General features: G+C 65.7%; 9 protein-coding genes. 8 read left to right on the top strand and 1 reads right to left on the bottom strand.

The features are described 5' to 3' along the window. Position 1 precedes the first annotated feature (1 nt). The 8 genes from BG22_RS02300 (at position 2) to BG22_RS02265 (ending at position 13,347) form a co-directional block, all read left to right on the top strand. Complete coding sequence (locus BG22_RS02300; RefSeq protein ID WP_140492747.1) at positions 2-991, top strand: polyphenol oxidase family protein; 990 nt, start codon at positions 2-4, stop codon at positions 989-991. A 317-nt stretch (positions 992-1,308) separates the two neighbouring features. Then, positions 1,309-2,139, top strand: a complete 831-nt coding sequence (locus BG22_RS02295) for an IspD/TarI family cytidylyltransferase (protein ID WP_094666692.1) — start codon at positions 1,309-1,311, stop codon at positions 2,137-2,139. 150 nt (positions 2,140-2,289) lie between these two features. Next, on the top strand, positions 2,290-2,967 hold the full coding sequence (locus tag BG22_RS02290; protein ID WP_094666693.1) for a pyroglutamyl-peptidase I: 678 nt from the start codon (positions 2,290-2,292) through the stop codon (positions 2,965-2,967). A 182-nt stretch (positions 2,968-3,149) separates the two neighbouring features. Next, positions 3,150-4,649, top strand: coding sequence for a cell division protein (locus BG22_RS02285; protein WP_094666694.1), 1,500 nt, complete (start codon positions 3,150-3,152; stop codon positions 4,647-4,649). A 177-nt stretch (positions 4,650-4,826) separates the two neighbouring features. After that, the gene (locus tag BG22_RS02280; protein ID WP_140492744.1) at positions 4,827-6,173 is read left to right on the top strand and encodes a C1 family peptidase; all 1,347 of its coding nucleotides are present in this window, start codon (positions 4,827-4,829) and stop codon (positions 6,171-6,173) included. Between the two features lie 221 nt (positions 6,174-6,394). Then, positions 6,395-7,525 (top strand): 3-deoxy-7-phosphoheptulonate synthase, encoded by a 1,131-nt coding sequence (locus BG22_RS02275; RefSeq protein WP_094666696.1) that lies wholly within the window; start codon positions 6,395-6,397, stop codon positions 7,523-7,525. 120 nt (positions 7,526-7,645) lie between these two features. Then, positions 7,646-8,713 carry a MoxR family ATPase gene (locus BG22_RS02270; RefSeq protein WP_140492741.1) on the top strand — a complete coding sequence of 356 codons (1,068 nt, stop codon included), beginning with the start codon at positions 7,646-7,648 and terminating at the stop codon, positions 8,711-8,713. Between the two features lie 143 nt (positions 8,714-8,856). Further along, positions 8,857-13,347, top strand: coding sequence for a transglutaminaseTgpA domain-containing protein (locus BG22_RS02265; protein WP_258186170.1), 4,491 nt, complete (start codon positions 8,857-8,859; stop codon positions 13,345-13,347). Between the two features lie 19 nt (positions 13,348-13,366). Here BG22_RS02265 and BG22_RS02260 read toward each other — a convergent pair whose 3' ends face one another. Further along, positions 13,367-14,599, bottom strand: coding sequence for a PLP-dependent aspartate aminotransferase family protein (locus tag BG22_RS02260; protein WP_140492734.1), 1,233 nt, complete (start codon positions 14,597-14,599; stop codon positions 13,367-13,369). Positions 14,600-14,668: the final 69 nt, after the last annotated feature.

Below are 14,668 nucleotides of genomic sequence, written 5' to 3'. Positions count from 1 at the left end.
CATGGCCGAATACACTGATGAGATTCTCGATTCCAACGCGATCAGCTCCACCGATCCGGAGGGCCGCCCGATTCCGGTGACCATCCCCATCGCCCTTGCGCCGGGCGTCACCGTGGTCTACACCACCCGTCTCGGAGGCCTCAGCACCGGCGACTACGGCAACCTCAATCTCGGCGGCAAGGCGGGCGACGACCCGCAGGCCGTGCGTTCCAACCGCATGGCCCTCGAGGAGGCCGTCGGCGCGCCGCTGTCGCTCGTCTCCCAAGTGCACTCCGCCGTGGCGGTGGACATCGATGAGACCTACGAATCCAATGCGCCGTTCGGATTCGACGCCTCAGGCACCAAGGAGTCCGAAGAACACGTTCCGGCAGCGACGGTGCTGGAGGCGGACGGTCAGGTCACCTCCCAGACGGGCATCGCGTTGGGCATGTTCGCCGCCGATTGCCTGCCGGTGCTCATGGCCGATCCGGTCGCCGGCATCATCGGCGCGGCGCACTGCGGCCGCCGAGGCCTCGAACGCGGGGTGATCGGTGCAACCGTCGAACTGATGACGGCCAAGGGCGCCGACCCTGCCCGCATCATCGCCACGCTCGGCCCGCGCATCTGCGGCGACTGCTACGAGGTGGGCGACGAGATCGCCGACACGTTCGTCAAGCGCTTCCCCCTGACCAAGACCGAGACCCGTTTCGGCGGTGCGGGCATCGACATCGCCGAGGCCGCGATGATCGATCTGGCCTTCGCCGGCGTGCATCAGGTCGTCGATTCCATGCCGCGCGTCCACGCCGCCACCGAATATCTGGAGGAGGACGTGGAGCTCGCCGAACTGTGCCGCACGGATGGCGAGGGGCCGGCTTCGCTGGCGGAACGCATCGGCGCGATCGACCACAGCATGTGCACGCTTGAAAACCCGCTGTGGTACTCCCACCGCCGCGCCGTGCTCGCCGGCAAGACCCACGAGGGGCGCATGCTCGCCCTGATCGTGCGCTCCTGAGGCACCCCGATACGGCCAGACTTCCCGATACAGCCGAGATTTCCGCAGTGCTCTTCCGATGGCAGACGGTTCGCGGTCGAGTGCCATCGGCGATTGGCCGGCGGCGCGGCGTGCTCGGATACGGCGTGCCTGAATACGGTCGTTCGGCGCCTGCAATCGCTGATCGGTCAAGGAAATTCCGTGCAGAATGGTGTGGGCTTGCTCACACCATTCGAGGGCACGTTCTACGGTGAGGCATTATGACGCAGAGAGAATCAGAGACTTCCGCATCGTTGGCGACTTCGTTGGACGCTTCCGAGGCGACTCCGCAGACGCCTATGGTGCAATCGGAGCCGTCGCCGGTCCTGCCGGCACAGCATGTGCCGGTGGTGGCCGTGGTGCTTGCGGCCGGATTCGGCACCCGGTTCGACCCGGACAACCCCAAGCAGCTCGTCTCCGTGGGCGGCAAGCCCATCGTGTGCTGGAGCATCGAAGCGTTCGAGCGCTGCCCGCGCGTGAGCGACATCGTGGTGGTGGTCAACGCCAAGGTGCGTGACACGGTCGAGTCGCTCATCGGGGAATACGGCTACAGCAAGGTCCGCGTCGTGATCGACGGCGGCGCCGAACGCGTGGACAGTACCGCTGCGGCGCTCGACACGCTTGCGGCCGCCGGCATTCCCGACGATGCCAAGATCCTCATCCATGATGCCGTCCGTCCGTTCGTGGCGCAGTCCGCCATCGATGGGTCCATTGACGCGCTCGACCAGTTCAAGGCCGCCACCGTGGCATACGCCTCCACCGACACCATCCTGCTTACGCAGGATCTGGGCGATCTCAAGGTGATCCGTTCGGTGCCGGACCGCGCGGACTCCTACCGTGCGCAGACCCCGCAGTCGTTCCGCTTCTCCACGATTCGTCACGCCTACGAGCTGGCGGCCGCCGACCCGGACTTCCATCCCACCGACGACACGCGAGTGGTGGTGGACTACCTGCCGGATGAACCGGTTGCCATCGTGGGCGGCTCGGAGACCAACCTCAAGATCACCACGCTGGCGGACATCCCCACCGCCGAGCGTATCGCCGAGGACCTGCTCGGCCGCGATCCCAAGGAGGAGGCCCGTGCCCGCATGCATGCCCTGCTCGCCCAAGCCGCCGGCCAGCTGCGCTAGCATGCCGCGTCGGAGGGGTGCCCGGCCCCTTGTCTTCGGCCTCCTGACAAGAGGAGTCGCACTATAATCAGCGAACTTCCGGCGCGGACGCCGGGCGATGCCTGGTGCCGCATACTGGCCTCCCGCGCCGGAGCCGCTAGACTGGAAGCTATGCGTGAACTCAATGTGGTGATGTCCGGATTCGACCATTACGACGGTGTGGAGGTTAATCCGGCCTACGAAGTGCCCACGGCCCTGGCCGCCCAAGGGTTGGGCGACCCGTCCGGTCCGGATGATTCGCTCGGCAGTGTCGAGGTGACCATCCATGCCGTGAGCCTTCCGGTGAGCTTCGCCAAGGCGTGGCCCACGCTGCTCGAGGCGATTGAGGCCGTCCATCCCGACATCGTCATCGCCACGGGCCTCAAGCATGCGGCACGCAGCGTGATGCTCGAGCGGTGCGCCACGAACCTCATGGACGCGGCCCGGCCGGACGCCGACAACGTGATTCCGCGCCGTGAGCCCATCGACCCGGACGGCCCGGCCGCCTACTGGACGCGCTTGCCCCTGCGCTCCATCCTCAAGGACTTCACCATCGACTCGATTCCCGCGACCCTGAGCTCGGACGCCGGCACTTTCGTGTGTAACTCGCTGTTCTACAACCTGCTCAACTGGATGTCCACGCAGGACCGCGTGCTCGGCGGATTCGTGAGCTTCCCGCTCGTCGGCCCGGCCCATTCCAGCCAGCACGGACTGCCGCTGGACCAGCAGATCGCCGCCGGCCGCGACGTGGTACGCGAGACGGTGCGCTACTACCTCAAGCCCTCCAACGCCGACATCCTCATCGCCTGACGCATCGTCTGAAAAACTAGGAAACGCCGGTCCGTCACCGGGGTCGTGGGCGGGGAATAGAACACGGTTCGCACGCATTGTAACGATTGCACAACGCATGGCGCGGTACAGCTCCACTATGCGCTACAGTGCATGAGTACGCGCCAAGGGGCGCATGTGTTGGGCGAAAGGAACATACAGCCATGGTGGATCGTTTCCCGGTGGTGCTGCGAGGATATGACAAGGAAAAGGTGGATGCGGCGTTCGACGCCACCCAGGAGAGCCTGAACCGGGCCCAGCAGACGCTGGCCAGCATGCGCGAGCAGATCGCGGCGGACGACGACCGCATCCTGCAGCTGCAGGCGCAGCTTCAGGAGGAGAAGAACAAGAAGCCCGAAGGCAACACCTTCGCATCCCTCGGTGCGAACGCCCAGCAGATGCTCGCCTCCGCCGAACAGACCAGCGCCGAGCTGCTCGAACGCGCCAAGCAGGACGCTTCGTCCACCCGCATCAGCGCTCAGGCTCAGGCCGAGACGCTGATCAACAATGCCAAGCTGGATGCCAAGCACATCGTGGATGACGCCAACGCCAAGGCCACCTCCATCCTGCAAAACGCCACCAATCAGGCCAAGTCGGTCACCACTTCCGCCAACGAGGACGCCGCCCAGCTGCGCGACCGCACCGCCAAGGACGTCGCCGAGCAGCGCCAGACCGTGGAGCTCGAGCTGAGCAACGCCCGCGAGGAGCACAACAAGAAGCTCGCCTCCGAGCGTTCCACGCAGGAACGCGAGATCGCGGACATGAAGGCGGAGGCCACGCGCAAGGTTGCCGAGCTGCGTAAGAGCGCCAACGACGAGATCGCCAAGCTCAAGTCCGATTCCAACGACCAGATCGAGGCCGCCCTCGCCGAGGCCAACAAGAAGCTCGCCGATGTGCGCGAACAGGTCTCCAAGATGATGACCGAGGCCCAGCGCAAGGCCAGCGAGATCACCGACACGGCCAAGGCCAAGGCGCAGGAGATCACCGATGAGGCCGAGGTGAGCCGCACCACGACGATGAGTCAGGTCAACGCCGAGGTGGAGCAGATCCGTAAGGACATCGCCGCCCAGCAGGACGAGGCCACGAAGAAGGTCAATGAGCTGCTGGCGCATCTCGAGGAGAGCCGCGCGGCCGCCAAGAAGGAGGCGGACGAGCTGGTCAGCCAGGCCAAGACCACGCGCGAGGAGGCGGATACGTATGCCGCAGCCAAGCGTCAGGAGGCCGACGAGCAGGCGGCGCAGATCGTGCGCAAGGCCGGCGAGGACGCGGATGCCCAGGTCGAGGAGCGTCGTGCGGCAGCCCAGAGCGAGCTGGATGGCCTGTCCAAGCACATCACCGAGCTGCAGCAGCGCGAGGCGGCCATCACCCAGCGTGTGTCCGAGCTCAAGGCGATGTTCTCCCAGGCGTTCGCCGGCTTTGCGTTCGGAGGCCCTGCCGCTCAGCCCGCGTCCCAGCCGGCTCCGCAGGACCAATCGCAGCCCGGTCAGACGGACGAGCCGGTCGCTCCCGTGCCGCTGCCCGTCGTCAATCCGGTGCCCGGCGAAGCGGACGCGCCGACCGAGGTCGAAGCCGATGCCGAGGCTTCGCACTCCCAGCACGGTGAGCATGAGTTCGAAGAGGGCGAAGAGCCCACTCAGGCCATTCCCCAGAACCAGAACCACTGATTCCGTCGGGGTCACGGTTGCGGATTTCAACGGTCGCTGCACTGGTGGCCTCTGCCGGCGGCGAATGACAAGCCGTCGATTAGACTACTAACGGCAAGATGCGGCACCTGAGCCTTCGGGCCAGGTGCCGCATGCGTTTTTCGTGCCACAAGCACGCAATCCGAAGAAGGAGCAGACATGAGTGAATTGACGCCTCTGTCCGGCGAAGCGCTGGACGCACTGCGTGGCGAATTCGACGCCGACGGCACCAGCCGCCTGGCCATGAACGCGGTGACCGCCGCCGGCATCGAGAAGGTGGCCCGCAACTACGATCGCGCCCGCCTGTTGCAGCGTCGCTTCTCCACCACCGTGGACAACGGCGAGGCCACCCATCAGGACCGTTCCGGCCGTTGCTGGCTGTTCAGCTCGTTGAACGTGGCCCGCTTCATCGCCAAGAAGAACATGAACCTCAAGGAGTTCGAGTTCTCCCAGAACTACGCGATGTACTACGACAAGCTCGAGCGCGTCAACTACTTCCTCAAGGATGTGGCCGCGCTGGTGGCCGCCGGCGAGCCCTCCGACTCCCGCCTGATGCAGCACCTGCTCGCCGACGTCATGGGCGACGGTGGCCAGTGGACCATGGCCATGAACGTGTACAAGAAGTACGGTGCCGTGCCGAAGGACCTGTTCCCGGAGACCGAATCCTCCAAGAACACCGGCGCGATGAACAACCAGCTGCGTCACATGCTGCACACCGCCGTGGCCCACCTGTATGAGGCCGCCGGCGATCAGGCCAAGACGGACGAGATCATCGCCGACGCCACCGCCGCAGGCCACCGCATCCTTACCATCCACCTTGGCGAACCGCCGGTCTCCTTCGACTGGGAGTGGACCGACGCCGATGGCGAGTTCCATCGTGACGGTGAGATCACGCCGGTCGAGTTTTGGAAGAAGTATGTGGGTCCTGCCGGCCTCGAGGACTACGTGTGCCTCGTGGACGATCCGCGCGCCGAGCATGCCAAGGGCAAGAAGATCGGCATCGAGCATCTGGGCAACGTGGCCGGCGGCGACCCGACCGAATACCTCAACGTGCCGAACCAGTTCATGAAGGACTGCGTGCGCACGATCCTGGTCGAGCAGGGCATCCCGGTGTGGTTCGGCGCCGACTGCGGCCCGTTCATGGACCGTGAGAACGGCGCGTGGGCCACCGACCTGTTCGAGTACGGCAAGGTCTACGACGTGGACTTCGACCTCGACAAGGAGGCCCGCGTGCGCTTCGGCGACTCCGCGATGAATCACGCCATGGCCTTCGCCGGCGTGGATGTGGCCGACGACGGCACCACCACCCGTCGCTGGCGCGTGGAGAACTCCTGGGGCGCCAAGATCGCCGACAAGGGCTACTTCACCATGTCCGACGACTGGTTCACCGAGTACGTCTACGAGGTCGCCGTCCCGAAGTCCATGCTCCCCGCCGAATACCAGGCCGCCCTAGAAGAGCCCGCCACCATGCTCCCCGCGTGGGATCCGATGGGCGCGCTTGCGTGATTCCGACGTAGCCGGAATCACGCAAGCGCGCCTGAGCCGACGCGCCGTTAAGTGGAAAGCCCGGTGGGCTTTCCACAGGCGCGGTTCGGGGCCACCAGCCCATCCATCCCCGCCCGACCGCGTCCACCAACCGGTCGGGCTTTTCCATATCCATCCGTCCACAGGTAGACTTACGCCTTTGTATGCCTATCGATGCGTCAATACAGGAGAGGAGAGTCGGCATGGCAGCACTTCGTGGTCCGGATAGTTCCGAGGACGAACGTCGTTTGGGGGAGCAGGCCGTCTTTCCCGAGACGGTCGATATCAACATCCGTCAGCTCGACCCCATTCCCGCACCCCGTGCGTTCCTCAAGGAGCAGCCGCTCACCGATGCGATGAGCGAGCTGGTGCTGCACTCGCGTCAGGAGATTCGCGACGTACTCAACGGCCGCGACGACCGTCTGCTCGTCATCGTGGGCCCCTGCTCGATCCATGATCCCAAGGCCGCACATGAGTACGCCGAGAAACTGGCCGCGGTCAAGCGCGAGCTGGAGGACCGCCTCGTCATCGTGATGCGCGTGTACTTCGAGAAGCCGCGCACCACCATCGGTTGGAAGGGCCTGATCAACGACCCCGATTTGGACGGCCGCTTCAACATCCGCAAGGGCATGTGGCTTGCGCGCAGGGTCCTCACCGATGTGCTGAGCCTCGGCCTGCCCATCGCCACCGAATGGCTCGACCCGATCACCCCGCAGTACATCTGCGACGCGATCAGCTGGGGCGCCATCGGCGCGCGCAACACCGAATCCCAGGTGCATCGCGAGCTGGCCAGCGGTCTGTCCATGCCGGTGGGCTTCAAGAACTCCACCGACGGTTCCATCAAGGCCGCCGCCGACTCCTGCTTCACCGCCGGATTCGAGCATCATTTCCTGTCCATCAACCTCGACGGCCGTGTGATTTCCGCCGAGACCCGCGGCAACCCGGACTGCCATCTGGTGTTGCGCGGCTCGAGCTCCGGCCCGAACTATGACGCCGAGTCCGTGCGCAAGGCGCTTGAAGCGCTCAAGGCGTCCAAGGCATCCGGCCCCAGCGAGCACGGTCTGGTCATCGACGCCGCTCATGGCAACTGCGGCAAGAACGAGGTGCGCGAGGCCGAGGTGGTCGAGGAGATCGCCGCCCGTCTGGCCGAGGGCGAAGAGGGCATCACCGGCGTCATGATGGAAAGCTTCCTCGTGGGCGGCCATCAGAAGCCCGCGCCGCTCGATCAGCTGGTGTACGGCCAGTCCGTGACCGACTCCTGCATTCCATGGGAGCGCACCAACGAGTTGCTGCATACTCTGGCCGACGCCGTCACTGCCCGTCGCGCCCGCTGACGCCGCGACCGTATCCACAGCGGCGGCGAAGTAATATCGCTGGTAGCGAGGACGTTGTGAGTCGCACGACGCCGCACGTACACTGGGTAATGGATTGAAGTCGCTATGAAAGAGGACGTCATGAACGACGCATCCGTTCGCCCGTTTGCAACGCCGCCATCGTTTACGCCGCCGTCCGGATCATCGGCAAGCTCGTTTGCATCCGGCGGCTTGGCCAGCTCATCCCATGCTGCCGATGCGGTGGATGCTGCCGATCCGTCGACTCTCGTCCGTCTCGCCGAAGCGCTGGAGCGTTCCCTTTCCTGTTCGCGTGAGATCATCGATCTGGTGGTCACCACGTTTGCGGCGGGCGGTCATCTGCTGCTCGAGGATGTGCCGGGCGTCGGCAAAACCACACTCGCCCGAGCCATGGGACAGGCCATTGGCGGCGAATCGCACCGCATCCAGTTCACTCCGGACCTGCTGCCCAGCGATTTGACCGGCGTCAGCATCTACTCGCAGGACACCCACGACTTCGAGTTCCATCCTGGCCCGCTGTTCGCCAACATCGTCATCGCCGACGAGATCAACCGCGCCAATCCCAAAACCCAATCCGCCATGCTCGAAGCCATGAGCGAAGGGCAGATCAGTGTGGATGGCATCACCCATGTGCTGCCGGACCCGTATTTCGTCATCGCCACCCAGAACCCGATCGAGCTTGAAGGCACGTACCCATTGCCCGAAGCCCAGCTTGACCGGTTCATGTCCTGCACCAGTTTTGGCTACCCGTCGGCCGAGGCGGAATCCGCGATGCTCACCTCCGCGGACTGGTCCCGTCCGCTGGACCGTGTGCGCCAGATTTGCACGGGCGACGAGACGACGGCCATTCGCGCCGCCGTCCGCAAAGTCGCGCTCGCCAAGCCGGTGGCCGATTACGTGGTGTCCCTGATTCGCGCCACCCGTTCCCATGACGGCATCCGGTACGGTGCGTCGCCTCGCGCCAGCCTGCATCTGGCCGCGATGGGCCGCGCGCGTGCCTTCATCAACGGGCGTGACTATGTGTTGCCCGATGACGTGCAATCGTTGGCCGTCCCGGTGCTCGCCCACCGGCTTGTTCTGGAGGATGCTGGGTACGGCTCGTCCTCCCTTGACCGCGCGCGCGGAATCATCGCCGATATCGTGGCGTCCACACCGGTTCCTCGGGTGTGACGATGCGGCGCGCAAGGCACGGCGGGCCGCACAGGAAAGCGGCTACGCGGGATTCGGAACATCGAACGCTGCGGCCTGCGAAGTCGGTGCGGTCCGTGCGGCCGATTCGCCACGGCCTGATCCGTCCGACCGTTGGCGGCTTGGTGTTGCTCGCCGCGGCGGCGGGCGCATGCTTCGGCGGCCTGTTACTGGACGACCGCACCTTGATGGATGCGGCCATCGCCTTGACGGTCGTGTTCGTCATCGCGTTGGTGCTTACCGGGTTGCAATGGTTCGGCTTACTCCCCATCGGTGATGCGCGGCTCGCACGGCAGATCGAGCAGCGGGACAGCCATGGCAACGTGGTGACCCGCCTGAGGGGCGACGTGCCTGAACGGCGTGGCTGGTACGTCACGGTGAGCACGGTGGCGCGTTGGGTCTCGCCGCTGGGATTGGTCGCGGCCCGCAAGGTCGTTCCCAGCGACGGCCAGACACTGGTGCTGCCGGACGGCGACGAACGAGGCGAATCCGGCATCGCGGCGGTGGACAAACGGCAGGTGGGCTCCAGTCAATCCGACCATTCCGGAGGCGTGCGCGCCTATGCCCCCGGCGATCCGCTGAAGCTCATCTCCTGGCGGCACACCGCCCACCGGGGTGAATTGATGACGCGCGAATCCAGTCGCGACGTCCGCACCACGGCGTTGCTGGTCCTCAACACCGTCGAAGTGTCTGAAGAGCAACTGGATTCGGCAGTCGCGGCCTTGCTGCCGTGGGCGTCGGCTGCACGGAACGGTCGCACAGAACGGCTGGTAGTGACCGACGGTGTTCAGACATTCGAGGGCATCGACGCCGTCGAACGGTTCCTCGCCGCCGTCAGGCCGAGTGGGGGAGTGATTGTTGACGGCCGGTCGGGCCGCGCGCGGTCGCGCGCGTTGGGAAGCCGCCATGCCCATAGTGAACAACAGTCCGCTGGTGATACGGCCGCGCCCGCCGCGCGGGCCGCCGCCATCGCGCGCATTGCGATGAACGGACAGGGACCTGTGCGGGTGCTGGCATGCGACGCGGCCGCCGACCAGCCGTTGCTGGGTGCGCTGCGGCACACGCCGATCGCCGATCGATTGACCGCGCTCGATCCATCGGCTCCGCAGTCGAGTCCGGCATATCGGCATATCACCATAGCCGGCGATTGGGCGCATGCGGGCAGCGGCACTGCGGGGATTGTCCCGGTGGGGGATGTGTTCCGCCGGCGCGAGTTCGCCGATGCATCCGCTCTCGCGCAGATACTGGCCTTGCTTGCCTTTTTCGGCGTGGCGCTCAAGGGCGTGAGCGGGCTGATTGCGCCCACAGGTCTATGGATATGGTTCGCCGCCGCGCTGTTGGCGGTCGCAGCTGTGGAAACGGGTGTCGCTGAGGGGCTTGCGGCCGGACGAACACGAACGCATCCGGGATGTCCGAGCACCCGTCCGGTCTGGCGATGCCTCGGGTACACGGTGCTGACCCTCATCGTCACGGTGGTGCTGTCCGTCATCCGGCTCCGCTCGGTGGCCGGCGACGCCTTGGCCCATATCGCGGCGCAGGGGACGGCTGCCGGTCAGGATGGTGGGGTGTCTGCGGGGGCAGCCGCGTCGTCCGCAGAGACGACCGTGTCATCTGCCGCATCTGCCGCGTCCACCGCTGCAGACGGTCCGTTTGCGGCCCTCACTGCCCGTTGGCAACTGTTCGTCGGCGTTGTCGAGGACGGATTCAATCAGCTCAACCTTCAGCTGCCGCCGCTTAAGGTGACCCCCGCCAGCGACATGTTCCTCATCCTGCTGGTGGCGGGGGTCACCATACTGATTCGGTTTGTTCTCGCCTTCCGTCCGGTGCGGCCGGCGATGGTGGTCTTGCCGGTGGCCGCACTCGCCGCGGACTACGCGCTGGTCGGCCATATCGCGCCGCTCTGGGCCATCGGCCTCGTGGTGATCGCGCTTCCCCTGGCGCTTTGGGCGGCCCGGCCGCAGCGGGCGGCCGCCGAGATTCGGCTGCCCCGGGCGATTCGGACTCGGACCGGGGCGCCGGCCCGGACATCCAAGGCATCCAAGACAACCGAGACGGCCGAGACGGACATCAAGTCGCCCAAGTCGCCCGAAACAACTCAGCAGGCTCGGCGTCCCGTCATCCAACGGTCCGATGGCGGACGGTCGCCTTTGCGCCGGTTCGCCTCCAGAATCACCCCACCGCAATCGGTGGCGGGTCGTCGTGCCTCCCTCGCCCTCCGCACCACCCCGGTCATCGCCGCGCTGCTCGCCGCGGCAGTCACCCTGCCGCTGACCGGCCCCGCCGCCGATCTGGCCTATCGCGTCCCGCTGTCGATCGGCGAGGGCGGCGGCATGTTCACCTCGAACACCGTCAACCCGATGATCGACCTCAAACGCAACATCGCCGCCGGCTCGGACGACACGGTCTTCACCTACCGGGCCTACCGACGCCTGTACCTGCGTCTGACCACGCTGGACAATTTCGACGGCGACTCGTGGGGCTACGATCGTGAATTCGCGCTCGACGCCGGCCTCTACGGTTCGGGCATCCAGCTCGGCCGCGACAGCGACGACGAGCTCACCCGCAGGCAGCGCATGGTCATGAACCCGCTGGGCGCGTACATGGCCGCCCTCGGCTATACCGGTTACGATGTGGCGCTCACCAATTCGGCCTCGCTCGAACAGTACATGGTCAATGCCGACGTGCGTATCGCCTCGCTGAAATCGCGTTTCCTGCCTGTCCCCGGCAATGTCTCCTACCTTGATAACGGTGTCGGCGACGACTGGCTGCTCTATCAGGACGGTACGGTATACAACCGCACCACCGGCACCTCGCCGGATATCGAATACATGGCGTACGGAAGCGCGCTCACCCCCATCACCGGCTCGTCCGGTTTCAGCCAGCTTACGACGGTCAAGGCCGCCGAGAGCAGTCTGCTGGATGAGGGCAGCACCACGGCCGACGAGATGACGGCCTGGTATCAGGCGCGTCGTAACCTCGCCGACACAGGATTGGCCGAAATCCACGGCGACAGCACCAACGATTTCCTTGTCATCAAGGCCACGTTGAACGCCGACGGCAGTATGGTCGGGCCGAACGGATGGCGGCTCGGCTCCGGCAGCTTCAGCGGGGGTGGGGTCATGCTTCTGGACGGTTCACAAGCCACCGTACCCACCAGCGTGGTGTTCAACGACACGGTCGTGAAGCAGTTCGGCTTCGGCAAGGACGACTACGTGCTCGGCTTCGGTGCCGACGGCAACGTGACGATCGCCGTACCGCTCAGGGACGTCTCCACGCAGTCCTCCATAAACGGCGACGACGGCGAGCATGTCAGCGAGTTCTACGGTGCCAACATGTGGGAGGGTCGCGTCGTCGGCGTGCTGAGCGGGATGAACTCCGGACTGAGCGCCTACTCGATGGTCAAGGGGTCCATCAGCGAGTCCAACCCCGCCTCCGAACGCATGAAGCGGTATGTCTCGATCAGTGACGAACGCGCCCACGCCAGCCGGTACACGTCGGTGCCGAAGGACCTGCCCGCCAACGTGCGCGCCGTCATCAACCAGGCTCAGGCCGCCGGCGTGCCCATCACGGGCGACAGCTACGACAATCAGGTGCGCGTGATGCGTTGGCTCGTGGAGTACTTCACCAACCCGGACAACGGATTCACCTACTCGCTCAACGCGCCGGACGGCGACGGCCGCGACAACCTCGAGGTGGTGGACGACTTCCTCGATTCCGAGACCGGCCACGCCGGCTACTGCCAGCACTACGCCTCGGCGCTCGCCATTCTGGGCCGCGCGATGGGAGTGCCCACCCGAATCGTGCTCGGGTACAACGCCGGCGTCGAGGATCGCGACGCGAACGGCTACTTCACGGTCAAATCGAAGCAGCTGCACGCCTGGGTCGAGGCATATATGGACGGCGTGGGCTGGGTGCCGTTCGACGTGACGCCCGCGACCGTTGACAACGGGTCCGCCAAGTCCGATTCCGCATCCGACTCCACCGATGCGTCCGGTGATTCCTCGTCCACGTCCGACGGCGATCAATCATCGACCGAAACCGATCAGTCCGACCAGAACGCCCAGTCCGATGATGCGGCCGGCGCTGACGAATCCACGAATGATGATTCCGCCGATGCCGCGGATGAGAACGGTGCGACCGATACCTCGCAGGATGCGGCCTCCGGCGCCACATCGGCCGGCGGCTGGCGGCTGACGCTGCCGGACATCATGACGTGGCCGGTGTGGGCCCGCGTCCTCCTCGGCCTGTTCGCGTTGGCGCTCGCGGTGGGCAGCGTCTGGGGCGTGCCACGTCTGTGGCGTTGGATGCGACGCCGCCGCGTGCTGCGTGCGATCGCACGGGCCGAGGCGCAATCTGATGACGGAACGCTGATCGATGCGGCGTGGCAGACCGTATGGCACGAGGTACTCAAAACCGCACGCCCGGCCGCCAAACCCAGCACCGCCGACACTGATCTGGACGTCGCCGCCGGACTGGCCAAACGTTACCCAGATCAGGCCGATTTCATCCGGGATGCCGCCCGAAACGCGGCAGCCGCCCGTTTCGGAGGAAAGGCAGAACCGGTCACCGGCCTAGCCGCGCGGTTCCGGACCTTCCTTAAGCGGTCCCCCCGTTAGTGGTCCCCAATGCCGCCTGTCACACCTCGAATCCGGCCTCGACCAGCGCATGGTCGATGTCGCGGATCAGGTCGTCGGTGTCCTCGAGGCCCACGGCGAAGCGGAAGAACCCGCGGTGGAATTCGGGCGGGTAGAGGTACTGGCGTTCGTCGTCCTCGCCAAGGAAGACGATGAGGCTTTCGTCATGGCCCAGCGACACCGCTGACGTGATGACGTTGAGCTTGGAGACGAACCGGTTGTGCCCATCATGGTCCGTGTCAAGACCGAACGCCAGCACGCCACCGAAGCCGGAATCAGGCCGGGCCAGCTGGCTTACGGCCACGTCATGGTGCGGGTGCGATTCGAGGCCGGGGTACGAGACGAACCGTACGGACGGAATCGACTCGAGATGCTTCGCGATGGCGAGCGCCGAAGCGTTGTGCTGGCGGATGCGCAGCGGCAGCGTCACCGAGCCGCGGTTGATGAGCCAAGCGTTGAACGGCGAGATGATGCCGCCGAAGTTCACCTGCGCGGTGAAGCGGATCTGGTCGGTGCGGGCCTTGGTGGTGGCGATCGCGCCGCCGAGCGCGTCGCCGTGGCCGTTGATGTACTTGGTGAGCGACTCGATGACGATGTCCGCGCCCAGATCGAGCGGGCGCACGTTGTACGGCGAGTTGAACGTGTTGTCCACCGAGACGAGGATGTCCGGATTGGCCTCGTGCGCCAGCGCGGCGATGGTCTTGATGTCGGACACCTTCAACGTCGGGTTCGCCGGCGTCTCGATATGGACCAGCTTGGTGTTCTCCCGCAAGGCCGCACGCACGTTCTCCGGGTCGGACGTGTCCACGATGGAGGTCTCGATGCCGTACTTCTCCGGCAGGATCTGGTTCAGCAGACGGTAGGCGGCGATGTAGGTGGTGTCCGAGAAGATCGCGTGGTCGCCGCGGTTGAGGAACGTGGTGAACGTGGCGGCCAGCGCGGCGACGCCCGAGGCGAGCACGACGGCGTCCTCCGCGCCCTCGAGGCGGGCCAGCTTCTCCTCGAGATACCGCTGGTTCGGGTGGCCGTTGCGGGTGTAGAGGTTCACGTCCGAGCTGGACCAGTTGATGTCGGACGGGTCGTAGGGCAGGGCGTAGGCGTTCGCCAGCGTGATGGGGCGGCGGATCGCGCCGGTTTCGGCGTCGACCCCGTTGCCGAGGTGGATGGCCAGCGTGCCGAAGCCGAGCGGCTGGTCGTCGAAGGATTGTCCATGATGCACGAGATCTGAAGTCATGCGTCCAGCTTGCCAGCGCCCTCCGGTGCGCGCAAGTGCGGGTAATCGCCCGAAAACAGTGCTATTCCG

This window comes from Bifidobacterium sp. UTBIF-78 (assembly GCF_006408945.1).
GTDB classification, from domain to species: Bacteria; Actinomycetota; Actinomycetes; order Actinomycetales; family Bifidobacteriaceae; genus Bifidobacterium; species Bifidobacterium myosotis.
Note: the sequence above shows the minus strand (reverse complement) of the source record. Positions and strands in the feature narration are given on the sequence as shown.